The sequence below is a fragment of the Colwellia maritima genome (assembly GCF_022669015.1).
Taxonomy (GTDB): Bacteria; Pseudomonadota; Gammaproteobacteria; order Enterobacterales; family Alteromonadaceae; genus Colwellia; species Colwellia maritima.
In genome coordinates, this window is sequence record NZ_JAKKSL010000001.1 from 374409 (window position 1) to 399011 (window position 24603).

At 39.0% G+C, this 24603-nt stretch carries 24 protein-coding genes and 3 pseudogenes; 13 read left to right on the forward strand and 14 right to left on the reverse strand.

What is annotated here, in order from left to right:
* Positions 1-123: 123 nt before the first annotated feature.
* The 9 genes and pseudogenes from istB to L3081_RS26140 all read right to left on the reverse strand — a co-directional run bounded on the left by istB (position 124) and on the right by L3081_RS26140 (position 8139).
* Positions 124-909 carry an IS21-like element helper ATPase IstB gene (gene istB, locus L3081_RS01855; protein WP_242283027.1) on the reverse strand — a complete coding sequence of 262 codons (786 nt, stop codon included), beginning with the start codon at positions 907-909 and terminating at the stop codon, positions 124-126.
* The gene (istA, locus tag L3081_RS01860; RefSeq protein WP_242283028.1) at positions 902-2395 is read right to left on the reverse strand and encodes an IS21 family transposase; all 1494 of its coding nucleotides are present in this window, start codon (positions 2393-2395) and stop codon (positions 902-904) included. Before istA ends, istB begins: the two co-directional genes overlap by 8 nt.
* 289 nt (positions 2396-2684) lie before the next feature.
* Positions 2685-3568 (reverse strand): annotated as a pseudogene (locus L3081_RS01865) (glutaminase).
* A gap of 137 nt (positions 3569-3705) precedes the next feature.
* Entirely contained in the window at positions 3706-4131 is a 426-nt protein-coding gene (locus tag L3081_RS01870; protein ID WP_338027234.1) for a winged helix DNA-binding protein, read from the reverse strand.
* A complete protein-coding gene (locus tag L3081_RS01875) occupies positions 4067-4228 on the reverse strand; it encodes a hypothetical protein (protein ID WP_242283030.1) in 162 nt (53 codons plus the stop codon). The genes L3081_RS01870 and L3081_RS01875 overlap by 65 nt, the downstream gene beginning before the upstream one ends.
* Positions 4229-4526: 298 nt before the next feature.
* Positions 4527-5072 carry a hydantoinase B/oxoprolinase family protein gene (locus L3081_RS26125; protein WP_274620271.1) on the reverse strand — a complete coding sequence of 182 codons (546 nt, stop codon included), beginning with the start codon at positions 5070-5072 and terminating at the stop codon, positions 4527-4529.
* A complete protein-coding gene (locus tag L3081_RS26130; RefSeq protein ID WP_338027063.1) occupies positions 5062-5754 on the reverse strand; it encodes a hydantoinase B/oxoprolinase family protein in 693 nt (230 codons plus the stop codon). The genes L3081_RS26125 and L3081_RS26130 overlap by 11 nt, the downstream gene beginning before the upstream one ends.
* Entirely contained in the window at positions 5751-7268 is a 1518-nt protein-coding gene (locus tag L3081_RS26135) for a hydantoinase/oxoprolinase family protein (RefSeq protein ID WP_274620272.1), read from the reverse strand. The genes L3081_RS26130 and L3081_RS26135 overlap by 4 nt, the downstream gene beginning before the upstream one ends.
* The gene (locus tag L3081_RS26140; RefSeq protein ID WP_338027064.1) at positions 7255-8139 is read right to left on the reverse strand and encodes a hydantoinase/oxoprolinase N-terminal domain-containing protein; all 885 of its coding nucleotides are present in this window, start codon (positions 8137-8139) and stop codon (positions 7255-7257) included. The genes L3081_RS26135 and L3081_RS26140 overlap by 14 nt, the downstream gene beginning before the upstream one ends.
* Before the next feature lie 698 nt (positions 8140-8837).
* Between L3081_RS26140 and L3081_RS01890 the strand changes: the two genes are divergently transcribed.
* Complete coding sequence (locus L3081_RS01890; RefSeq protein ID WP_242283032.1) at positions 8838-9233, forward strand: MerC domain-containing protein; 396 nt, start codon at positions 8838-8840, stop codon at positions 9231-9233.
* 44 nt (positions 9234-9277) lie between these two features.
* Entirely contained in the window at positions 9278-9949 is a 672-nt protein-coding gene (locus L3081_RS01895) for a DUF1826 domain-containing protein (protein WP_242283034.1), read from the forward strand.
* 61 nt (positions 9950-10010) lie between these two features.
* Here L3081_RS01895 and L3081_RS01900 read toward each other — a convergent pair whose 3' ends face one another.
* The gene (locus tag L3081_RS01900; protein WP_242283035.1) at positions 10011-10589 is read right to left on the reverse strand and encodes a DUF3299 domain-containing protein; all 579 of its coding nucleotides are present in this window, start codon (positions 10587-10589) and stop codon (positions 10011-10013) included.
* A 94-nt stretch (positions 10590-10683) separates the two neighbouring features.
* Between L3081_RS01900 and L3081_RS01905 the strand changes: the two genes are divergently transcribed.
* The 8 genes from L3081_RS01905 to L3081_RS26160 all read left to right on the forward strand — a co-directional run bounded on the left by L3081_RS01905 (position 10684) and on the right by L3081_RS26160 (position 17098).
* Positions 10684-11415: an ABC transporter ATP-binding protein gene (locus L3081_RS01905; RefSeq protein WP_242283037.1), complete on the forward strand. Its 732-nt coding sequence runs from the start codon at positions 10684-10686 to the stop codon at positions 11413-11415.
* Complete coding sequence (locus tag L3081_RS01910) at positions 11415-12701, forward strand: ABC transporter permease (protein ID WP_242283039.1); 1287 nt, start codon at positions 11415-11417, stop codon at positions 12699-12701. The genes L3081_RS01905 and L3081_RS01910 overlap by 1 nt, the downstream gene beginning before the upstream one ends.
* 186 nt (positions 12702-12887) lie before the next feature.
* Complete coding sequence (locus L3081_RS01915; RefSeq protein WP_242283041.1) at positions 12888-14006, forward strand: efflux RND transporter periplasmic adaptor subunit; 1119 nt, start codon at positions 12888-12890, stop codon at positions 14004-14006.
* A 136-nt stretch (positions 14007-14142) separates the two neighbouring features.
* Positions 14143-15975 carry an efflux RND transporter permease subunit gene (locus L3081_RS01920; protein ID WP_242283043.1) on the forward strand — a complete coding sequence of 611 codons (1833 nt, stop codon included), beginning with the start codon at positions 14143-14145 and terminating at the stop codon, positions 15973-15975.
* A 7-nt stretch (positions 15976-15982) separates the two neighbouring features.
* Positions 15983-16105: a hypothetical protein gene (locus tag L3081_RS26145; RefSeq protein WP_274620273.1), complete on the forward strand. Its 123-nt coding sequence runs from the start codon at positions 15983-15985 to the stop codon at positions 16103-16105.
* The gene (locus L3081_RS26150) at positions 16092-16601 is read left to right on the forward strand and encodes an efflux RND transporter permease subunit (protein ID WP_274620274.1); all 510 of its coding nucleotides are present in this window, start codon (positions 16092-16094) and stop codon (positions 16599-16601) included. The genes L3081_RS26145 and L3081_RS26150 overlap by 14 nt, the downstream gene beginning before the upstream one ends.
* Positions 16570-16962, forward strand: a complete 393-nt coding sequence (locus L3081_RS26155) for an efflux RND transporter permease subunit (protein ID WP_274620275.1) — start codon at positions 16570-16572, stop codon at positions 16960-16962. The genes L3081_RS26150 and L3081_RS26155 overlap by 32 nt, the downstream gene beginning before the upstream one ends.
* On the forward strand, positions 16907-17098 hold the full coding sequence (locus tag L3081_RS26160; RefSeq protein ID WP_274620276.1) for an efflux RND transporter permease subunit: 192 nt from the start codon (positions 16907-16909) through the stop codon (positions 17096-17098). Before L3081_RS26155 ends, L3081_RS26160 begins: the two co-directional genes overlap by 56 nt.
* A gap of 161 nt (positions 17099-17259) precedes the next feature.
* Here L3081_RS26160 and L3081_RS01930 read toward each other — a convergent pair whose 3' ends face one another.
* Together L3081_RS01930 and L3081_RS01935 are read right to left on the reverse strand one after the other, a co-directional pair.
* A complete protein-coding gene (locus L3081_RS01930) occupies positions 17260-17880 on the reverse strand; it encodes a glutathione S-transferase family protein (protein WP_242283045.1) in 621 nt (206 codons plus the stop codon).
* 1 nt (position 17881) lies between these two features.
* Complete coding sequence (locus L3081_RS01935; protein WP_242283047.1) at positions 17882-18313, reverse strand: VOC family protein; 432 nt, start codon at positions 18311-18313, stop codon at positions 17882-17884.
* A gap of 105 nt (positions 18314-18418) precedes the next feature.
* On the opposite strand from L3081_RS01935, the gene L3081_RS01940 reads away from it, so the two are divergent.
* The gene (locus L3081_RS01940; RefSeq protein WP_242283049.1) at positions 18419-19330 is read left to right on the forward strand and encodes a LysR family transcriptional regulator; all 912 of its coding nucleotides are present in this window, start codon (positions 18419-18421) and stop codon (positions 19328-19330) included.
* Positions 19331-19342: 12 nt separating this feature from the next.
* Here the strand turns inward: L3081_RS01940 and L3081_RS01945 are convergent, their stop codons facing one another.
* On the reverse strand, positions 19343-19738 hold the full coding sequence (locus L3081_RS01945) for an acyl-CoA thioesterase (RefSeq protein ID WP_242283051.1): 396 nt from the start codon (positions 19736-19738) through the stop codon (positions 19343-19345).
* A 97-nt stretch (positions 19739-19835) separates the two neighbouring features.
* Positions 19836-22413 (reverse strand): annotated as a pseudogene (locus L3081_RS28855) (TonB-dependent receptor plug domain-containing protein).
* Positions 22414-22880: 467 nt separating this feature from the next.
* Between L3081_RS28855 and L3081_RS01955 the strand changes: the two are divergent.
* Together L3081_RS01955 and L3081_RS01960 are read left to right on the forward strand one after the other, a co-directional pair.
* Complete coding sequence (locus tag L3081_RS01955; protein WP_242283053.1) at positions 22881-23630, forward strand: electron transfer flavoprotein subunit beta/FixA family protein; 750 nt, start codon at positions 22881-22883, stop codon at positions 23628-23630.
* Positions 23630-24559, forward strand: a pseudogene (locus L3081_RS01960) (electron transfer flavoprotein subunit alpha/FixB family protein). The gene L3081_RS01955 and the pseudogene L3081_RS01960 overlap by 1 nt, the downstream one beginning before the upstream one ends.
* The last annotated feature ends 44 nt before the right edge of the window (positions 24560-24603 follow it).

Here is a 24603-nt window from a genome sequence, read left to right on the forward strand (position 1 = left end):
TTCCAGAAAAAAATCAGACGTAGACAACAATGAAGAAAACTGAACCACTTTCATTCAAAAATAACCAAGCAATCGGCGTAGAGCTAGCGGGAACGCAAACCTTTCCCGAGTATTAGACGTCAACTAACTTGTCCGGTCGGCGTCAATTAACTTGGCGGTATTTGAGTTTATTTTCATTGCTTGTTTTTTACGGTAGCTTTCTCCTTGTATTTGGTAGATATCACTGTGATGTACAAGTCGGTCTATAGCTGCAACAGTCATCATGTTGTCACCGAATATACTATCCCACTCACTGAAAGCTTGATTTGATGTGATCAACATACTGCCTCGTTCATATCGATGAGCAATCAATTCAAATAATACCTGACTTTCACTATCATTCTTCTTCACATAGCCAATATCATCCAAGATCAATAGCTCATATTTATCGAGTTTTCTTAAGGCATCATTCAAACCTAGTGTTTCTTTAGCACGTTGTAATTCTTGTACTATCGTCGTGCTAGTACTGAACTTAACTCGCACCGACTTTTCCAGTAATGAGTAACCTATCGCACACGCTAAGTGAGTTTTCCCTAAGCCACTTGCCCCAAACAGTAATACATTATGACCTTGTCTAACCCAATCTATTTGATTCGTTTTTTGTTTGATTTGTAGCGATGTTACCCCTTCGATTTCGTCAAAATCATATTGATGAAGCTGCTTACCTACGGGTAATTTACTCTCTTTAAGAAGCCGCTTTAAGCGACTCTCATGGCGATGATTCGCTTCAAGTTCGCATAACTCAGCAAGAAACAACTCAGGCTCCCATTGCTCTGACACGGCCTTTTGAGCGATAACTTCCCATTCTTTGGCTATCGCACTTAAGCGCAGCTCTTTCAACAATATTGGTAAGCTTTGAATGTTAGCCATGCATACCTCCAAGCAAGCTATCATAATCACTTATGTGATGTTGATGGCTGACAATATTAGGTACTGTAACCATACTAGGGCCAAACAATTTACGACACATATCAATCGATATACGTTTGCCTTGCTCATGGTTTTTCAGTACATAGCGGCCAAGGGCGTCTTCGCAATGATAGTTATGAGCGAGTAATAATAGATCAACCATATATCGGCAGTCTTTGTCACTAACGTGCTGCGCGGTTAACTGCTGCCACAATAAACTGAAATCACCTTCTGGTATTAAGTCTTCTCGTAACTGTGAATATTTGAAGGCATTGGGCTTTTTCGCCAGTGAGTGGATCACATGTTTATAGTCTACCGCGCGTGCTCGCCGGTGCCCTTGGGCATAAATTCTGGGCAGTGATAAAGTCTCTTCATGACCAAGAAATAAAGCGAGCCGGGTATCATAAATATGAACCAGTAAACGATGACCAATAAGCCTGGAAGGTACGGTATATGTCACTCGTTTGATGCTGATAGTGCTACTGGATGTGACCTTAACATATTGCTCACTAAAATCGTTAGTACGGCGTTTTGGTAGCGCGGTTAAGTGCTTGCGCTCCTCATCAAAGCGTGTTTTACATTGACGATTGATTTTGGCGACAATTAGATCTACAAACGATTGATACTCGGTAATTGTCGCGAAGTCACGACTACCGCGTAAACGCAATTGCTGATCTACTTTTTGTTTTAAATGGCTATGAGCCACTTCAATCGCACCATTTTCATGCGCCACACCTTTATTATTGCGAGTCGCTATAACGCCATAATGTTTGCATAGTTTTTGATAACGTTCGGTTAAGGTTTCTTGTTCATAATGGTTATTGAATGCGGCACTTAAGCTATCCGTTCGATGTGTCTGTGGTACGCCACCACTGCGCCAAAAAGCATTTTGTAAGCCTGTGGAAAGTGACTCAAAGCTTTCTCCACTAAAGACAACCTGAGCATACGACCAACCACTAAACACTAACTTGTAATGAAAAAGTTTATGCTCAAAGGCTTCACCGGCAATGCTAATATTGAGCTTATTCATCCAGGTGTAATCCGATATCCCCATAAATCCTGGCATATACTTTTGACGAAAGATGACTTCTTGATCTGGCCCTTCAGTGGCTAGCCATTTTTTGACTCGACGTTGCAACGTGCGTAAATGGTTACGGCCGAACTTACCCGGCATAACGTTATCTAGCTGATCTAATAACGTTACAGGTTGAAGCTTAGGATCTGCTTTAAGTAGTGGAATAAGATGTAGTTCAAAGGCACCATCAAGGGGATCTTTTCGGGTTCGATATGCTCTAGGTTGCTTTGTTGTTGAATGTTGCCCTGTATCAATGCGACTGGCTGTGCGCTCTGACATCCCCGCTTGGGCGGCAGCTGTTGTTTGTTTATGGTCCTTACGATAAGACATATATAAATTAACCTGTTGTTTGGTTATGGGTTTTCCAGACATATCTTTCTCTGTTGAATTTGATATATCTGAAGTGTACCAAAACCAGACAAGCTAATTGTCGTGAACCGGCCAAGCTAATTGTCGCCTAATACCCGAGGGCAAAGGCCTCTTTCCTGTAGCTATTTTAATATTAGGATCAGGTCCACAATATAGAGAAAAAATCTACATGGTCCATAAACTTTTGCTGTTATTGCCGATTATCTTACGCGATTTTGTATAGCAGTATTGCGCTATGATGACCAACACTTTAGGGCGCTAATGCACTGGAATATTATACTCTACAAAAGTGCTAAAAGACTGACCATCCTGTGCGTTGAACTAACATTTCTAAAGCTAAGGTTCCGAGTTTACTATTGCCTATTTTATCAAGCCCTGGAGACCAAACTGCAATAGATGCTTTACTTGGTGCAATCGCCAATATGCCTCCACCAACACCACTTTTACCAGGTAAACCAACACGGTAAGCAAACTCACCTGAACCGTCATAATGGCCACACATTAACATTAATGAATTTATACGCCTAGCTCTATGCGACGATACGACTCTATTTCCTGTGGTTTGATTTACGCCATCAGACACCAAAAACAAACCTGATTTTGCCAACTGTTCACAACTCATTGAAATTGAGCACTGATGATAATAAGCACCAAGCACACAGTCGATCGCATGTTCGATACGACCAAATGATGCCATGAAATGTGCTAATGATGCATTACGATGTCCTGTAGCTAGCTCTGACAATGCTACCTTTTCATCAATGGCTATACTATTGTCATTAGCTATGTAGCGAATGAATTGTAAAATTTCCGCTAATAATTCTTTAGGCTCATGCCCCATCATAATTGCATCAACAATAGCAATAGCCCCGGCTGTTGATAAACGGGTTACGAGGTTTGCCATGTTCATGTTCGAGTTGAACTATAGAATTAAATGGATCACCAGAAGGCTCTCGGCCAACTTTTGTCCAAACGGCATCACCGATTTTTCCTAATGCCGGCTGTTAGGCTAAAAACTTTAGATATACTCTGAATTGAAAATAACTGTTGCGCACAACCAACACTAAACACTTGTCCGGTGGGTAAAGCGACTGAGATCCCAAATTGGTTAAGGTTTACTTCGGCGAGTTCAGGGATGTAATCAGCAACTTTGCCACGGTCTGTACTTAGATTCATTATGTCGGCAATTTCGTTTAAAATATGTTGCAAGTAATTTCCTCTGTGGTAATTATAGCGGTGTTGTTCTGCTCAATTGGCACAACTTGACTATTTATCTTTATTGAATTTTAGTCAAACATTTAATCTGAATAGTTTTATAAACAAGCAGCAGCACGAGCTGCCTGATCATACATGCCAGATAAAGATCTTAACGTCGCTGCAGTTTTTGAAAGATCTTCCGGTCCATGATTCATCGACGATAACCCAGAGATCAAACATTCCTCTCTGATAGCACGATATTCTTTACAAAGTTCATGACCTTTTTCTGTGGTCGCGTAGTACATCTCTTTACCACGCTTTTTACCTATAATTAATTCTTTCTTGATTAACTTTTTCAACGCGTAATTTACAGTATGAGTGTCTTCTATATTAAGCATAAAACAGATGTCCACCCGACGCTGCTCATTATCACGATGATGAATATTGTGGAGAGTTAGTACATCTATAGGACTGAGATCACTTACCCCAAACAGCTGATGAACAACGAACGATCCATTTCGTAAATGCGTTATAAAGAACAGTCAGTCCAAGCTCTACTTCAGAAAGTGGCCATGCTTCGCTGTCTGCCAAGTGTTTTGATGAAACAATTTTTCTTTTATCGTTATCTTTAGTTGTCATTTATTACTCGTCATAGGTTATTTCATTGAATGTATGTTTAACTTTATACACTAAACAGCCATGTTAATTCAGTAATATATTTACGTTTTATCGATAAAACGTAAATATAAGTTAACCATTTTTAGCGCCAGTAAGTGTGCATGCGGTAATTGTTCCTGGCCCAATAAAGGCCGCTGTTACTAATATACCGGGTCCCATTTTTTAATTTTATTTATGAGCAAAATTTTATCCTTCTTATTATTTTTATAAAAGGGCACCCAAACAAAGATATTAGGATGCCACTGATAGACTAGTTTATTTAACGCTTGCCAAATCCTCCACCTGTAGGAGAAATAATATTTATACAATCACCTGCATTAACATCAGCATGACCGCAGCCACTTAACTCCTCTAATGTGTGATCTTTACGTTCAACCCAATTGCGACCGACTTGTCCGGGTTCGCCACCATGCAATCCAAAGGGAGCAATAAGGCGGTGTTCCGATAATATTGAACATGACATTGGTTCTTCAAAACGTATGTTACGATAAATACCATCACCAAGATTCCACTTACCTTTACCACCAGAGTTTCTTCGAATAGAAAATTCTTGGAGTAAGACGGGATAACGTTGTTCCATTATTTCAGGATCAGTCATACGAGTATTGGTCATGTGTGTATGTACTGCCGCTGTACCATGAAAGCCTTCACCCGCGGGGCTTCCTGAACAAATGGTTTCGTAGTATTGGTATTTTTCATTGCCAAAAGTTAAATTGTTCATTGTTCCCTGGCTAGAGCCCAAAATACCTAAGGCGGCAAATAAACTGTTGGTTACCGCTTGGCTTGTTTCTACATTACCAAACAACTACTGCAGCAGGATATTCAGGGTTAAGCATCGATCCCTGAGGAACAATGATCTTAAGTGGCTTCATGCAACCTGCATTTAATGGTATATCGTCATCAACCAAACATCTGAATACATAAAGTACGGCTGCGTGAGTGATCGCTTTAGGTGCGTTAAAGTTGGTAGGTAATTGTTTACTTGTGCCGGTAAAATCAATAATTGCAGAGCGATCTTTATGATTTATCTTAATACTTACGTGTATTTCAGCACCAGAATCTAATTGAAAAGAAAATTCATTGTCGTGTAAACGTGTTATTGCGTTACGAATTGCTTCTTCAGCACTGTCTTGAATATATTCCATATAAGCATGAACGGTTGATAATCCACTTTCATTAACGAGTTTATTGAGTTCGTTAACGCCGGTATTATTCGCCGCGATTTGAGCCATTAGGTCAGCTATATTTTGTTCTATATTACGTGCCGGATAATCTCCTGTGCTAAGTACTTGGTGTATTTCATCGGTTAAGAATACGCCCTCGCTAACTAATTTTATATTATCAAGTATAACGCCTTCTTGCAGAATTGAAGTCGCAAGTGGAGACATTGACCCCGGTGCTATTCCGCCAATATCTTCATGGTGGGCACGACTTGCAACATAAAAGATTACGTCAGTTTTTTTATCATTAAATACAGGAGTGATCACCGTAATGTCAGGTAAATGTGATCCGCCATTGTATGGATTATTCTGTACAAAAACATCACCACTTTAATTTGTTGACCACTATTAATAATCACCTTAACGCTTGAGTCCATTGAACCAAGGTGCACAGGTACATGAGGAGCATTAGCTACCAAGTTACCGTGCTTATCAAATATGGCACATGAGAAATCTAGACGTTCTTTAATGTTTACTGACTGTGATGTGTTTCTAAGTACAATACCCATTTGTTCAGCAATGGACATAAACAGGTTGTTAAATATTTCTAACGTAACCGGATCGCAGGTAGTCGTTATTGCTTTTTCTTTTGATATTTTGTCATTTTGAGTAAGAATAATATGACGGTATTGAGATATTTCAACTTGCCAGTTAGCTTCTATAACTATAGTGCCTGTTGGTTCTATAATGATAGCCGGGCCAGTAATTTCATGACCGTATTCAAGAGATTCTATTTTATATATAGGAGTTGAATGCCATTGCCCTTTGGAATACATCGGTTTGTGAGCATCGACTATAGGCTCTCCTTTTACTTTTGATGCGCTAATCATTTCTGCCGGCGCTTCACTACCACCGTATGAAGTAACCCCTATTGTTTCAATGATAATTGCTTTATCTGGGGCGATGAAACCAAATTGACGTTTATGGTTAAGTTCAAATGCCTTACGCATTAACTCTATGTCTTCAAAAAGTACTTGAATAGTGGTATCAGTGCCTTTGTAGCGTAATTGAGCCCAAACACTATGGTTGATATTGATTTTTTCGAGGCCTTGTTCAAGAAGATCTTTCTCGTTATTGTTGGTTAGGGTGATGATGTTTTTTTGTATTTCCGGTATAACATTTTTTGATAATTCTGACTCTAAAACAAGTTGTTGCTCTGTGCTTATATCAGCTAATCCCATGCCATAAGCAGATAAAACGCCAGAAAAAGGATGAAGAAAAATTTTGTTCATCCCTAGTCTTTCCGCAACTAAACAAGCATGTTGTCCACCGCCACCAAAACAATTTAATACGTATTCTTGTAGGTCATAACCTCGTGAAACCGAAATCTTTTTAATGGCTTGAGCCATATGCTCTATGGTTATATCTAAAAAACCTTCAGCAACTTCTTCTGGAGATCGTTTGTTTGTTAATTGTTCGCCAATTTTTTTAAAAGCATTAATTGCTCCTGTTGCATCTAATGCAAGGTTTTGCTCTGGCCCAAATATTTTAGGAAAATATTCAGGTTGAACTTTTCCTAAACATACATTGATATCGGTCACTGCTAGTGAACCGCCGCGTCTATAACATATTGGTCCAGGATCAGCACCTGCGGATTCTGGGCCAACTCGAAATCTGTCGCCATCATAACTTAGTAATGAGCCACCACCCGCGGCAACCGTATGTATATACATCATAGGTACGCGCATTTTAACGCCTACTTCGGTTTCGTATACTTTTTCAAATGTCCCCGCATAGTGGGAAACATCCGTTGATGTTCCGCCCATATCAAAGCCGATCATTTTTTCGAACCCTGCGAGCTTTGCTGTATGTACAGCACCGACTATGCCTCCAAAGAGGACCAGATAAAATAGCATCACGTCCTCTGAACTTTCCTGCGTCAGTTAACCCGCCTGATGACTGCATAAACAGTAATTTACCTGGTTCACGTTCTGGATTAATTGATGATTCAATGTGATCGACATATTTTTTAAGTATTGGTGTTAAGTATGCGTCAACCACGGTTGTTTCTCCGCGAGGGACAATTTTTGTTAACGGGCTAACTTCAGAGCTTATCGATATTTGCTCATATCCAATAGTTAATGCTATTTTCGCTAAAGCTTGTTCATGTTCTGGATAAAGGTAAGCGTGCATTAATACAATGGCGATAGCTCTATAACCCTTGTCATATTGCGCTTTTAGTGCGGCAGTAGATGCAGCATAATCTAGAGGTAAATCAATTTTCCCATCAAATTTAATCCTTTCTGTTATCTCGATCACGCTTTGATAAAGTAAAGGGGATTTCTCAATATTTAATGCAAACGTTTTTGGTCTCGCTTGATGTCCTATTTCAAGGATATCACCTAATCCTTTTGAAATAGCTAATACCGTTGGTTCACCCTTTCGTTCTAACAAGGCGTTAGTTGCAACCGTTGTTCCCATTTTTACAGACTTGATACTTTTTGAGGGAATAGGCATGTTGGAAACAATATTTAAAAACTCTCTTATTCCTTGCAAAGCTGCATCTTTATAAGCCTCAGGATTTTCTGATAATAATTTTTTTGTATGCAGTTTTCCTTTTGGATCTTTAGCGACAATATCGGTAAATGTACCGCCGCGATCAATCCAAAACTGCCACTGTTTTTTATCCAATTGATCAGGTTCGATATTCACAACATCTCCATATTTCGGTTATTACAACGAATAAATAGAATTAAAAATATATATGAACACTCACATAACGATAGTATTTTGTCAACGTTATGCTATAAAAGTGTAATCTTGTGTGTTTTTTTAATCGATTTTGTGGTTGTTATTGCGATGAGTTTTCGTTGGTGATTCGGCTGCTCTAGCTCAGACAGCTTTAGATAGCAAACAAGATAAGGTTATAGGAGGCGGTACAATTTGTTAAAATCGTAGAAAACCTTTACTTCATTACGTCAGATCGAGGGCTGAAGGGGGTTGGAGATTTTCGTTGTACAAACATAGAATCTCATGAATATCCTTCATAAATATCAGCTATCTAATAGCAATGTTAGATTCTTCAATTATTCTAATAATAACAGAAAAATATGGCTAGGATGTGCGATGTCCGGCTTAGTTAATTAATCTCTGAGTATCAACTTTTAAGGGAGGTTAAAGTAATGTGTTACCTATCGACTTATATCTTAAAGATGAAACACCACATATCATCGAGATAGCCAGAAGTAATATCCTCACCCCATAATGTTATAATGTAACATTTTTTATTTTGTGTTATATTATAACAATTACAACGTCGCTTCTTGTTTTTTCGTTCAAATTTATCAATGCGATTTAAAATAGAAATTGGTTTTAACGAGTATTGATTCAATGTTATCTGGAGTTAAGGTTTGAAAGTTTTACTGAATACAGCTGATCGTTTAGCTATTACTTTGTCCACGGTGTGCATGATCCATTGTTTAGTATTGCCGATTATTTTAATTTTGTTGCCTACCTTAACCAGTACTGCGTTTTTTAGTGATGAGCGTTTTCACACCTGGTTACTGTATGTGGTGATCCCAATAAGTGCGTTTGCCTTAGTGTCTGGGTATTTTCATCATCGAAATTTGTTTGTGGTGCTTGTTACATCAATTGGTATGAGTATTTTAGTGCTAACCGCGTTTTTAGGTCACGCTGTTTTGGGTGACAAAGGTGAAGTGATAGCATCCGTTTTTGGATCTGTTTTAGTGGCATACGGTCATATTAAAAACTTTAAAAGCCGCAAGCAACGAAGTCAATGCCAATAGTAAACAAGCATAACAGAATTTTAATATTTGAATTGGAGTAATATATGCAGTCAAAAGCTGTTTTAAAAGAGCAAGTTAGCAGTAGCCTTATTAGGCGTTCGGTTTTTTCAGACGAACCCAGTATTTTCACTAATATTTATGATGAATCAGTGAATGTGGCATTGTGGCAGCGAAATTTAACTAGTGAAGTCAAAGCTGATGTTAACAAGTTTATTAATACTGCATCACACCTTGAACGTTCTGCTTTTATTAGAGCGCAGCATATTGAAGATGATATTCGAGACGAGTTGCGTACTACTATTTTAGGTGATGCTTTTATCAGTAATACCTGTCAATTGATTGATATGTTTTGCACCTTGTTTGATCTCGAACAAGTGGGGTTTCGTATTCGCCTACTTGACTTACCTATGTGCCCTCGATTTCATATCGACCGGGTACCTTGCCGATTAGTAACTACTTTTTCTGGACAAGGCACACAGTGGCTAGATAATAACAACATAGATAGAAGTAAATTAGGCCACGGAAACCAGGGGCTTGATGACTGTGAATCTGGTCTTTATCCGCCTAATGCTCACATAGAAAGCATGACCGCGGGCGATGTTGCTTTGTTAAAAGGCTCTGCATGGATAGGTAATGAAAACACTGCAGTTGTGCACCGTTCGCCCCCATATCGCTCGGGAGAAAAACGATTGTTAATGACATTAGATATATTGTAGTAAAGCTTATTGAACCTTACTGCGAGTAGTTTTTGATGGCTTTTTTTATTTCACGGCACGGTTATTCAAAAATATCAATATTGTTTATGGTCATACCATAAGCTGATGTGCCTGTTTCGGTGTCAGTTGTTTCAATATGTAAGGTGCCTTCAAACCAAAAAGCCTCTGTTAATCCTGTCAGTTTAAATCCTTTGGCAATTTTACCATATATCATTTGATTAGGAGGAGGCGGTGGCATATGTAGACAGGCACCAAAATAAGGAACGATAAAAAATTCAGTTACATTTTGTTGTTCATCAGAGGCAAGAGGAACCATGTAGCCTGGGATTCTTATCGCTTTATTGTCAAATGCTTTAATGACGCGCACAGAGGTTAAGGCTTGTTGAAAGCGACGGGTAGTATCGTTTGCTGTGGGTGAATCAGAGAGTGCCTCGATAGAATCCTGAACGCTGCCATCTTCAATGTTAGATAAATAATCTGGAGGATTAAGCAATGCAGCTAGATCATCATTTGGCATCAATTGTACCCATTTAATTTCTTGATAGGGTGAATCTTTTGCGGCATAAGTCGGCATAGCAAAGTGTAGTAAAAAAAACGAGATGGGAATATGCCAAAGGGCAAAATAAGGATTAGTTTTCATCGTTAACCTGTATAACCAATAGATATAAATGTTATAACATAACAATTACATTCAATACCACTCAAATAACTCAAATAACTCAAATAGTGTATTTATGACAATTAACAACAATAACCAACAATTGCGCAGTAGTAATAACCCCATTGCGATTGAATTACACAATTTGGTGCATGCTTATGGTAAGTGCCAAAATCAGTGTTTACGTTTTAATCAATGGTCAGTTGAAATAGGGCAACAAGTTTTTTTGTATGGTGATTCTGGCTCTGGAAAATCGACACTGTTAAATTTGTTGTCTGGCATTTTGACGCCTCTTCAAGGCAGTATTAATTTATTTGGTACTGAAATGAGTGAGTTGTCAAATAGCAAACGCGACCGATTTCGCGCTGAAAATATAGGAGTGGTGTTTCAACAGTTTAATCTTATTCCCTACCTGAGCGTAGCTAAAAATATTGAATTAGCGGTGTATTTGGCTAAATCATCCAAGAAGAAAATGTCTGAATCGATTAAACAATTAATGGTGGCATTAAAACTGCCCAAGACAATATTAGATACCCAAGTGGCAAAGTTAAGTGTAGGGCAACAGCAGCGTGTCGCTATTATGCGGGCCTTTATTAATTCACCCAAATTACTGTTGATAGATGAACCCACTTCAGCATTAGACAATACCGCTAAAGCAGCTTTTATGACGCTATTAATAGCTATGTGTCAGGCCAATAATACCACTATGGTATTTGTTAGTCATGATCTTGAATTAAAACGTTTTTTTTCAATACATACACCTATATCTTCTTTGTGTGATGCTGTTGCGCAGCAGGAGGAATGCTAATGTTGATTTCGATTGCATGGCGCAGTTTAGTGAGTCGCCGTAAAACTGTTTTCCTGACCTTTTTATCTTTTTTGGTGAGTATCAGTGTGTTGCTCAGTGTTGAGCATATTCGTTTACAAGCGAAAGAGAGTTTTAATCGCACTATATCGGGGGTTGACTTAATTGTAGGGGCACCAAGCGGTGAGTTGAATTTACTGTTGTATTCGATTTTTAGAATGGGTAGCCCCACCAATAATATTGATTATGATAGTTTCACTATGCTCAAGTCTAATCCGTCTGTTGCTTGGGCTGTGCCTATTAGTTTAGGTGATTCTCATCAAGGCTTTCGAGTAATGGGTACCAACAGTGATTATTTTCAGCATTATAAATTTGCTAATAAGCAGCCCCTGATTTTGACAAAAGGCCATATTTTTGAAGGACCTTTTGATGCTGTTCTTGGCGCAGATGTCGCTAAATCTTTAGGGTATCAACTAGGCGACAAGATTGTATTGTCCCATGGTTTAGGGCACACAAGTTTTGTTCATCATGATGAAGCTCCTTTTACCGTCAGTGGAATTATTGGTGCAACGGGCACCCCTGTTGATAAAACGGTACATGTTAACTTAGCAGCTATTGAAGCGATTCATTTACCTCATGAGCAATTAAACGAACTAGTAGAAGAATTCCATGAACATGAAAAATCACATGGTCACGAAGACGAGCATGAAGAGGAACATGTGCATGAACATTCAGTTGAAAAAATTACTGCGGTGTTATTAGGCTTAAATAATAAATTTGCCACTTTCACCCTACAGCGACAACTAAATAATTATCAAGATGATAGATTAATGGCCATATTGCCTGGGGTGGTGATGACTCAATTGTGGGGGCTGATGGGCAATATTGAAAAAGTACTACAAATTATTGGTTCCTTAGTGTTATTAGCTTCATTATTTGGTTTAGCCACTATGCTGTTAGCCACAATGAATGAACGACAAAAAGAAATTGCGGTGTTTCGGATCTTGGGTGCGTCTCCTAAACTCATTGTTTCGTTAGTTATTCTAGAAGCCTTAATCATTAGTGCTTTGGCTTTGGCTTGTTCATTCATCCTGGTTTCATTATTACTGATGATTTTAGACCCGTGGTTAACTGCTGAATATGGTTTGTTTTTAAATCAAAGTTTACTCACTGCAGAAACTTTCACGTTATCGGTGATTATTTTGGGGGCGACCGTTGTGACTGCATTGATGCCAGGAATTGAGGCATATAAAAAAGCATTACATTCTCAATTGTATGGGGCTAGATGAAAGTTTTGTAAAAAATGGAGTTGCTTAAAAATACTTAAGAATTAATCGAAAGAATACAATTTTTAACAATTTAAGACTTTATTTTTTGTATGGATGTATATACAGTTGACATATTGATTTCGTGGACACTTGTTATTAGTTGGCACGTTTTTACCCAAACACGTTTAGTTTTTAAAAGGAATTGTCATGTCTCGTAGAGTTGCCATCTTATTTTCAGTGGCTTTATTAGTCATCATCATCGTTGTTATTGGTGGTATAAAAGCCAAGCAAATTGGTTTTATGATTGATAGCGGTGCAAGTTATGCTCAACCACCCGAAACAGTCAGTCTCAGTTTAGTTGAACAACAAACTTGGCCAAATACCCTAGCGGCAGTTGGCTCTCTTGAAGCTTGGCAAGGATTAACTGTAACCGCTGAAGTTGATGGTCGCATTGCTAAGATCCATTTTGATTCCGGGCAAATAGTAAAAGCGGGTGATTTATTAATTGAACAAGAATCAGGCAATGAAAAAGCCCAATTACGTGCCTTATTGGCGCGACTTGTTTTGGCTAAAAATAATTTGCAGCGTTTGCATTCTTTGCGTGACAATCAATCAGTATCACAAAGTGCTTTGGATGAAGCGGCACAAATAGTTGATACTACCCAAGGCCAAGTGGATGATTTGAACATAACGTTGGCGAAAAAACGCATTGTTGCACCTTTTGATGGTCGTTTGGGTATACGTAAAGTCTATTTGGGACAAGATTTACCCAAAGGTACAGAAGTGGTGACGTTACAATCTATTGAACAACTGCGGGTTAATTTTCGCATTCCACAACAATGGGTCAACAAGATTAAGTCAGGTTATTCTGTGGTTGTAGGAACTCAACCAAATAACAGCGTTAGCGGTGAGATTATTGCCACTGCCGCTGAAATTAATAGCCAAACGCGTAATTTACATGTGCAAGCTAAAATTGATAATTCTTTGCGTACCTTATTACCTGGTATGTCAGTTGAGTTGGAAGTGACCTTACCTGATGAACAACAGGTATTGGTTATTCCTAATACGGCGGTGCTTTATGCCCCGTATGGCGATACGGTATTTGTGATAGAAAAGAGTGAAGAGGGTAAACCGGCTACCGTAAGGCAGCAGTTTGTAAAACTTGGTCGTACCCGAGGGGATTTTGTTGCGGTTGAAGAAGGCTTGCAGGCCGGACAACAAGTAGTTAGTGCCGGTGCATTTAAATTATTTAACGGTATGTCGGTGGTAACAAGCAAAAACCTTGAACCTGCGCGTAGCCTTAACCCTCAACCAACTGATTCCTGAGCATATATATCACTATGAACTTCACCGATCTATTTATTAAACGACCCGTTGTTTCTATTGTTATCAGTATTTTGATATTACTGGCGGGTTTCAAGCCGCGTCTAACCTGACTGTTCGTCAATACCCTAAAAGTGATGTGTCGGTAATCAACATCCAAACCGTTTATATTGGTGCTAGTGCCGATCTGGTCAAAGGATTTATCACTAGTCCTTTAGAGCGGGCAGTTGCTTCAGCCGAAGGAATTGACTATGTTGAGTCGAGTTCTTCTTTGGGATTTTCTGATATTAAAATTCATTTAAAATTGAATTTTGATCCGGTCAGAGCTATGTCAGAAATTAATGCGAAGGTTAATTCAGTCAGAGGAGAATTACCGCCAGAAGCTGAAGTACCGGCCTTAAGTATTATTTCTGCCGACAGTGAATTTGCCGCAGCGTATTTGAGTTTTACCTCTGACATCTTGTCGCAAAATCAAATTACAGATTATTTACTTCGTAGCATTCAACCTCGCTTGGCCGCTATAGATGGCGTGCAAAAAGCCGAAACCTTGGGTGGACGTGTTTTTGCCATGCGTATTTGGCTTAAACCTCAAGCCATGGAAGCAATGAATGTAACACCAACTGAGCTGCGCCAAGCTTTGGCCGCCAATAATGTACAAGCAACCTTGGGTCAAACTCGTGGCATGTTAACTCAGGTTAATTTAAGTGCTGACACCGATTTAAATTCTGTTGAGGATTTTCAACAACTTATTATTAGGCGTACGGAGCAAGGAATTATACGTCTTATCGATGTGGCCGACGTGGAGTTAGGCGCTGAAGATTATAATACAGAGGTGAGTTACTCGGGCCAAACTGCGGTGTTTATGGGAGTGTGGGTAATGCCCACTGCAAATGCCTTAGATGTGATGAAGGCAGTTCGGGCCGAAATGGCTGCAATTCGCGAGAAATTACCCAGTGGCCTAGATGCAATTGTATCTTATGATTCTACAGAATACATTGAAACAGCCATTGAAGAGGTGATAAAGACGCTAACTGAAACCTTGCTGATTATCATTATTGTGATTTTCTTATTTTTAGGTTTTAGCCGTTCTGTACTTATTCCGGTATTCGCCATACCCTTATCATTGATTGGTGCCCTGTTTTTAATGCAAATGTTCGGCTTTACCTTAAATTTGCTGACCTTATTGGCCATTGTTCTCAGTGTGGGTTTAGTGGTGGATGATGCCATCGTTATGGTGGAAAATATTGAACGACATATCGAAGAAGGTAAAACGCCTATTCAGGCGGCGCTGACAGGCGCCAGAGAATTAGGTGGACCTATTATTGCCATGACAGTAACTTTAGTGTCAGTGTATGTGCCTATTGGTTTTCAAGGGGGGTTAACAGGTACTCTATTCCGTGAATTTGCAATAACCTTAGCGGGAGCCGTGACTATTTCAGCGATAGTGGCTTTAACCTTATCGCCTATGTTAGGTTCTCGGTGGCTTAAAGCCCATAAAAAAGTTAACGCGCCATTAGGGCCAGTTTTTGAAAGCTTCCAAAATTTTTATAGCCGAACTTTAACGGGTAGTTTGCAAAATCGTCCTGCGGTGTATTTATTTTGGGTGGTTATCGCTATTTTGGCTGTGGTGATGTACACCATGTCACCCACTGAATTAGCACCTAATGAAGATCAAGGGGTTATTTTTGGTATTACTGAGGCGCCGCCGAACAGTACTATTGACCAATCGGTGTTTTACGTTGATCAAGCCAATGATGCTTATCAAAGTATTGAAGAAACCGATTTTACGTTCTTACTCACTTTTCCTAGCGGTGGGTTTTCAGGCATGGTGGTTAAACCTTGGGATCAGCGTGAGCGCAGTGTGTTTGAAATTTTACCTGAAGTACAACAGAAACTGTCAGGTATCAGCGGGGTACGAATCTTTCCACTTACACCACCAAAGATTACCGGGCGGTGGAAGCTTTCCATTTGAATTTGTATTGACCTCGCAAGCAGAACCAGAGCAAATATTTGAAATTTCGCAGGTGCTTGTAAATAAGGCTATGGAAAGTGGCATGTTTGCTTTCCCACCAATGATTGATTTAAAAATTGACCAAACCTGATGCACGCTTAAAAATCAATAGGGATAAAGTTGCAGAATTGGGTTTAGATATGCAAACTATTACCCGTGATTTGGCCGTATTATTGGGGGGCAACTACGTTAACCGTTTTAATATGGAAGGTTACAGTTATAAAGTGATCCCGCAAGTAAAACGAACAGCCAGACTTAATCCTAATGATATAAAAGACCTTTATGTAACAGGGATAGGTGGCAATATGATCCGTGTTGCCGATATTGCTGAAATTGAAGTGAACACTGTGCCTCGCAGCCTTAACCGTACACAGCAAATGAACTCGGTAAAAATTAGTGGCCAACCTACTACATCGTTAGACGCAGCCCTGACCTATATGGAAACCGAAGCACGCAAGATTATGCCTCAAGGTTATGGTATTGATTATACGGGTCAGTCTCGGCAGTTACGTTTGGAAGGAAATTTTTTTACCTGCTTTTTTAATGGCCATTACTATGATCTTCTTAGTACTGGCGGCGCAGTTTAATAGTTTTCGAGATCCCTTGGTAATATTGGGGGGTTCTGTGCCACTAGCCCTATTCGGTGCCATGGTTTTTACCTTTTTAAAAATTCCCGCGCCTATGCCTTATTGGACAGACGGCCGGACCACTACGTTAAATATCTATTCGCAAGTGGGCTTGGTAACTTTAGTGGGTCTTATCGCTCGTAACGGTATATTGGTGGTGGAGTTTGCCAATAAATTACAAGAACAAGGAAAATCAAAATTAGAGGCAGTACAACAAGCATCAATTATCCGCTTACGACCCGTTATGATGACCAGTATAGCGACTATTGGCCGGGCATACTCCGCTAATATTTGCCGATGGACCAGGGGTCGGTGCTCGTAATGCTATTGGCCTAGTATTAGTTTGTGGCATGGCTATTGGTACTATACTTACACTTTACGTATTACCTGCGGTTTACATGCTGCTAGCAAAAGATCACAGTAATGCCTTACATTTAAAAACTGAGTATCAGCATTAACGAGGTCACGTTCCTAGAAATGGTAAGCATAAATGTTATAAAACGGATGAACGATAACATTGATGCTTTTGCCCGAGTTAACTGAGGAAAGAAGCGCTTGGTGAAGGAACTTAGCGATTAAACTACAATGTGATGTAGCGATCGCTAAGTTAAAATGCTACCTATGAATCGCACACGTTATCCGTTGGGCTATTGCCAGGCATAGAGATATAACCGGGTAACTGCTCTAAACGCAACATCCACGCGTTAATATTTGTGTATTGAACTATTTCGACGTCGCCTTCATAAGCAACCGAAATATAAGGATATATTGCACAATCGGCAATTGTTGGGCGGTTAGCTGCTAACCAATAATTCTTACTAAGGTGATTATCTATTAACGTTAATATTTTATTTGAGTTTGCTATACATTGAGCGTGATCACCTGGCAGGCCAAACTTTTTAATTAATCGCGCCATATTTGGTCCGTGCTGTATTTCATTAGAAGCCACGGATAACCATTGCATAACCTCCGCTTGTAAATATGCTTCGCTAGGCCACCATGCTTCGCCGCCATACTTATTGGCTAAATAAACTAAAATAGCTTGTGCATCTCGTAAAACAACATCCTCATCTTCAAAAATAGGAATTTCTCCCCAAGGATTTAACTGCATTAGTTTTTCCCCTTTATGCTCACCTTGCATAAAGTCAACGGGTATAATATTTAATGGCGTATGAATAAATGATGCCAATAGCCTTACTTTGTAACAATTTCCTGATAAATCTAAATCATATAGTTTCATTCTATGCGTCCTCTAATAGTAGTTGGTTGAATTCAAGCACGTTGCCATCAGGATCACGAATAAATAAGGCGATTCTTCTTGGGCCCAATTGTTTTGGCCCTTCAGTAATCTCTATTCCCGCTATAGATAGCCAATCTTGAAATTCATTTATGTTATCAATAATGAATGCCGGGTGTGTGATTCCTGGTTTTTTAATTGCTTCATCAAGTAACGTATTTTTCTGATCTTTTATTTTTGCGCCATTAAAAATAAGATTAATTCGAACACCTGCGGGTGTCACCATTTCATTCGCTTCGCCTTCAGCAATTCGATACGTTTCTTTGAATCCGAGGCGTTCATAAAAATGCACTGAATTTTGTCTGTTACTTACTCTAATGCCCACATGGTCATAGGCCAAAGCAGCTTGAGAATTTATAGGAGGTAAAACGTTCATAGTGGCTTTTTCTCGTGTTATTCAAGTAGGTACACTATGACACTTTGTTATTTAGAAGATAATACTGTAAATTTGACAATGATATTTTCAATATATGAGATAATGATGGACAAATTACAAGCAATGTCTATGTTAGTAAGAGTAGCAGAAGTTGGGAGCTTTTCTGCTGCGAGTAAAGAATTGAATGTACCATTACCAACCTTAAGCCGAAAAGTATCAGAGCTTGAAAATCAACTTGGTGTTCGTTTATTGCATAGAACTACTCGAAAGTTATCATTGACGAATTCAGGCGCGGATTACATCAGTGCGTGTAAAAGAATTATTGAACAAGTTGAAGAAGCGGAGCGAGGAGTAAAAGGGGAATATTCAGAGCCAAAAGGCGAGCTAGTTTTAACGGCACCTGTTATGTTTGGTAGGCTTTATGTATTGCCAATTGTTACCGAGTTTTTATCCTTATATTCCAACATCAATGTTCAATTAGTATTGTCAGATGGAAACATTAATCTTTTTGAAAATGAAGTGGATATGGCCGTTAGAATAGGGGCATTGCCTGATAGCTCAATGATAGCAACGCAAGTGGGCGAAATTCGTATTGTCACTTGCGCCAATCAACAGGTTTTAGATGAACATGACACATTAGCCTCACCTCATGATTTAACTCATTTTTCTTGTATCTCGTTAAATACCTCGATGACAATTCCGCATTGGAGCTACTGCCTTCCTGATTCTGAAATCACATTTAATGTAAAAATTTTATCTCGGTTAACGGTTACCGATAGTGAGTCAGCTGTTACCGCGGCTATAAACGGAGTAGGTATAACTCAACAATTGCATTACCAAGTTAAAGACGCGATAGATAAAGGGAAGCTAAATATTATTTTACCTGATTTTGAACCGCCTAAAGTTCCCGTGCATTTACTCTATAAGTCTCGAAAATACATGCCACAAAAAATAAAAAGCTTTCTAGATTTTGCATCACCAAGATTAAAAAGTAGAATTGATAAATTAGCTTTTTAAGTCTTTAGTGTATTACATCGGATCAGATGGCTGCCAACCAATTAATGGAACACACGTTTTACGGGTTTCCTTATTAAACCCAACCATGATGACAGTTGAACGAGTGGCAAGCTTACCATTAGAAAACAAAAGTTGTGTTAATTCAAAACTCTTATGGCCCTTTTTAGAACATGAAGTCACTACATTGACCATATCGCCAAGTCTAATTTCTAAAATATAGTCAATAGTCATCTTAGCTACGACTGTTGTTGGTATCACAGTGTCAGGTTGTTCTTTTAATATTGCTTCGTACCAAGCAATACGGCCCAATTCAAAATATTGGCCGTAGACGGCATTAGATACATGATCTAATGGGTCTAAGTCAGCATAGCGTATTTGAATGGTTTCTTTTACTGTGGGTAATTTCACGCTAATTCCTTAATTTACTTTTTGAAAATAATGGTTGAAGCAGAAAAAATAAGAGCACTTAACGTGCTCTTATTTATCTTTATAAAAACGTTATGACCTAGAAGTTATAACTTGCTTTCACGTAATAATAACCACCATTGAAGTCAAACGGACTATTTTCAAAGTACTTACCACCATAATTTTTCCACCAGTAATCTTCAAAATCGCCATCCACTTTTTCTGGTTCATTGTCTAGTAAGTTGTTTGCGCCAACACTGAGCGTTAATGAGTCATTTACATAATAACTCATTTCAACATCTAACGTGAACGAAGAGCCTGCTTCACGTCTTCCTCCCGACCGTCTGCATGGACTGCATAGAATGAACCATACATATTTGCACGAACAAACATACTAATTTTATCCCATGTTTGTGCTGTTGTGAACGTTCCCTTATGGTGTGGCATTTCATCTTCAAGTCGTCTAATTTTCAATTCATTGGTTGTATCAGGATTGAATTTATCAACCTTTGTGTCATTCCAATTATAAGCAAGACTGAAATGTGTATCACCTTCAAATAATTCCATACTATAGTTAGCGACAACATCTATACCCTGGGTTGTGGTATCAAAATCATTACTAAAGTATTTTATCTGTGAATACTGTTCTGGCTGATTAACACCTAAAGCTTTCAGGTTAGCATAGTCATCACTTTCTACCGAAAATGAACTTGATTGAGTAATGCGGTCAGTAACCTCAATATTGTAGTAATCGGCAGTGAAAAAGAAATCGCCTTCAGCATACACAAGGCCTAAGGCATAACTTTGAGAATCTTCTGGCTCGGCTCTTTGGCACCAAAGTATTGCGACAATGGGTTTGACGCCGGGAATAGGCCGCCAGAGAGGTTAAGTTACCACTAGTATCTGTTGTGGTGGTGGTATTAATAACGTTTGCTTGCCCAACGGTTGGTGCGCGGAAACCTGTACTCATTGACCCACGTACTGATAATTCATTAGTAATTGAATACTGGCCTGATAACTTAATGTTAGTTGTGCTGCCAAAAGTTGAATAATCTTCATAACGTACAGCAGCTCCAAGCATAAAGTCGTCGGTTAAATACACTTCAGTATCAACAAATAATGCAATACTGCGACGTGTAAATACCCCTTGGCTTTCTGGAGAAAATCCTGCAAATCCACTAGGCGCGGTAGTAATACCGAAACCTTGACTAGCCAATGAGCCTGATTCCCATGATTCTGGTTGCCCCGGTGTAATTTCAAAACTATCTTCTCGCCACTCAGCACCAAAGGCAAGATTCATTTCATCGTCTAAACCAATATCAATTAATTGCACTAGATCAGCATTAAATGCTTTTTCTAATTGCGTATATGATCCCACATCAAAAGAAGTAGGAGTATTTGGCCCTAGAGAAGGGTTGACTGCATTTGATAATAAGAAATTAGCTTTACTACGACCAAAAGAACCACTGATATCATAAGTTGCTGCATCAAAAAAACCTCCTTTTATTTCCCCTTTAGTACCAATAACTAAAGACGTATCATTAATGTCACCACCTAAGGTTGGTGTATAACCACCAGGAAACATTTCATGAAAAGAAAAACAATTTGGGTTTGCTTGCATCTGTAAATAAGCGGGAGACTCTAATACATTACTGTTAGCAGTAAGCGGTACCGTCGGGCAATTGCCACTCATGTCAGGGGTTAAATCACCAACTAACAGTTCTCCATTGCCATTGGTAAAAACACCATCTTTATTTACCGGGCTACGGTAATAATATCCACCATTGACAGAACGATCAGAATAGTTACCAAACATATAAAATTCTTTATCATTGCCTAAATCAAGGCCAACATTAGCGAAAAGCGTAATATCATCTTTAATATCAGGATTACCCCATATGATGGTTCTTTGGCTCTTCAACGTAAGGGTTACCCGCAGCAATGGCATCTATACCGTCCTGAGATTGCACGCTTCGACTAGTACCATCAATGTTTTTTATTTGAAAACTTAAGTTAACAAAACCATCGTCAGTAAATGGCATACCAATATTACCGGCAACACTCGTTGCTGCACCGTCACCTTCATAGTATTCGCCGTATTTAGCCTCAAGAGATCCACCGTCTGCGTCATCTTTTAAAACAAAGTTCATAACCCCAAACAATAGCATCGGAACCGTATTGAGCCGCAGCTCCATCACGTAAAACTTCAACTTGCTTCAATGCGATACTCGGAATAACTGAAATATCAGCCCCTTGAGCACCATCGTTTATGCCGCCACCAGTAAAGGCAATAACAGCAGCTCTATGGCGACGTTTACCATTAACTAGAATAAGGGTGCTGTCTGATGGTAAGCCTCGTAGATTAACAGGTCTGATGAACGTTGCAGCATCACTAATAGGTGGCTACGAACATTAAATGAAGGAACAACACTCACTAATTGATCAAGCATATCGTTTGATCCTGATTTACTTAGTTCATCTCCGCCAATTAAATCAACGGGCACAGGTGAGTCAGAAACTGAACGAGGAGCACCTCTTGAACCAACAACAACTATTTGTTCTATTTTACCGGTATTCTCTTTAACTACTTCATCAGCTTCTGCTGCGTATGTCGTAGTTATATTTAGCGCAGTCGCTATTGAAAACGCTAGCGCGCTAACTCGTAAATTGATAAACATAAAGCTTTTCCCCATGTATTTTTTGAGTAATTTTTGACAGTGATTATTATTTTCACTCTGCTTAAAACTAAAATTAGTTTCATTTACTTAGGATTAGATTTTAATTAATCGACAATTCAACTATGGATTGTTGGTTTTTATTTCCTAAGGTAGAGCTACAACAGTTGACTAAAAACGCTTCTACATTCATAAACTCTGTATAGAACAGTCACGATTACTCTAGAACAGAACAAAATAACATCACAAACGAAAAAATTTTACTGCTTGGTGAATTATTTTCCTTCCGTCATAAATACCAACTAGATTACAGTAATATCTTCAAAACCTATCGTTAAATTTTTACTTAAAAATAATTCACGTGCTGCTGAAATTGTTTCGTTTGATGCTTTCTATTATTTGCCTCAGCATATCTGAACTAAAAAAATGCTCGTAAACAAAAATTATTAACAAATGGTAGATCTAGTTTTATGAAAATATTAGTTGCGGTTAAGCGAACTATCGATGCGAATATCAAAGCAAAAGTAAAATCAGATAAAAGTGGTATCGATTTAAATAATCTTAAAATGGCCATTAACCCTTTTTGTGAAATTGCCGTTGAAGAAGCAATTAGACTAAAAGAACAAGGCTTAGCATCAGAAGTTATCGTTGTCAGTATTGGCACTAAAGCTTGCCAAGAGCAGATAAGAACTGCTTTAGCCTTAGGTGCTGACAGAGGGATTCTTGTCGAGACTGCAGATAATCCAGAACCGCTAAATGTAGCAAAAATACTCAGTAAAATAATCACAAAGGAACACATCAGCTTAACTATATTAGGTAAGCAATCCATTGACTCTGACAATAATCAAACAGGGCAAATGCTCGCTGCATTAAACAATATGCCACAAGCTACCTTCGCTTCACAGGTAAAGGTTACCGAACAAGGGATTGAGGTTACTCGTGAAGTAGATGGCGGCGCCCAAACACTGCAAATGAACTTTCCTGCGGTTATTACTACTGATTTACGTTTAAATGAACCTCGGTATGCTTCATTACCCAATATTATGAAAGCTAAACGTAAACCGCTTGACGTTGTTTCTTGTGAAACATTGGGTGTTGAGATGAAAGAACACTGTCAACTTATATCTATGGAAATGCCGGTTGAACGGCAGGCAGGTATTAAAGTGAATAGCGTTGACGAATTACTTGAAAAACTAAAAATTGAAGCAAAGGTGATCTAATGGCAATCTTAATTATTGCGGAACACGACAACAAAACACTAAAAGGTGCGACGCTAAATACGATTACGGCCGCATCACAATTGAGCCCTAATATTGATGTGCTCGTTCGGTTATGATTGCCAAGCTGTTGCAAATACACTTTCCACGGTTACTAACGTAAGTAAAGTGTTAGTGGCAGACAATCCAAATTATGAGCACCAATTGGCAGAGAACATAAGTGAACTAGTCGCTAATTTAGCAAATAATTATAGCCATATTATGACTTGTTCAACTGCCGCCGGTAAAAACGTTATGCCAAGAGTGGCAGCTTTACTCGATGTAGCTCAAATATCTGACATTATTTCCATTGAAGAAAACGATATGTTTTTACGTCCTGTTTACGCAGGAAATGCAATAGCGAAAATAAAGTCTCTTGACCCAATTAAAGTCATCACTGTTCGATCTACTGCTTTTGATGCCTCAATAATGGGGGATGATAGTGCAGCTATTGAAAAGGTTGACCTTATTATTACAAATGAAAACACCACCTTTATTTCAGAGCAACTCTGTGAAAGTGACCGACCTGAATTAACGGATGCCAATATTATTGTTTCGGGTGGACGTGGTATGGGGAATGGCGACAACTTCACCTTACTTGAAAAGGTCGCAGATAAACTCAATGGAGCAGTGGGAGCTTCTCGAGCAGCTGTTGATGCCTTGGTTATGTGGCTAACGATATGCAAGTAGGACAAACAGGAAAAATTGTTGCCCCTGATCTTTATATAGCCGTAGGGATATCTGGCGCTATTCAGCATTTAGCGGGTATGAAAGACTCAAAAATTATAGTCGCCATAAATAAAGATGAAGATGCGCCTATTTTTCAAGTTGCTGATTATGGGTTAGTTGCTGATTTATTTGATGTTTTACCTGAGTTGGCTGAGAAGCTTTAACCCTTTTCACCTTTGCGCAGAGAAATATGCGTGATTGAAATTAT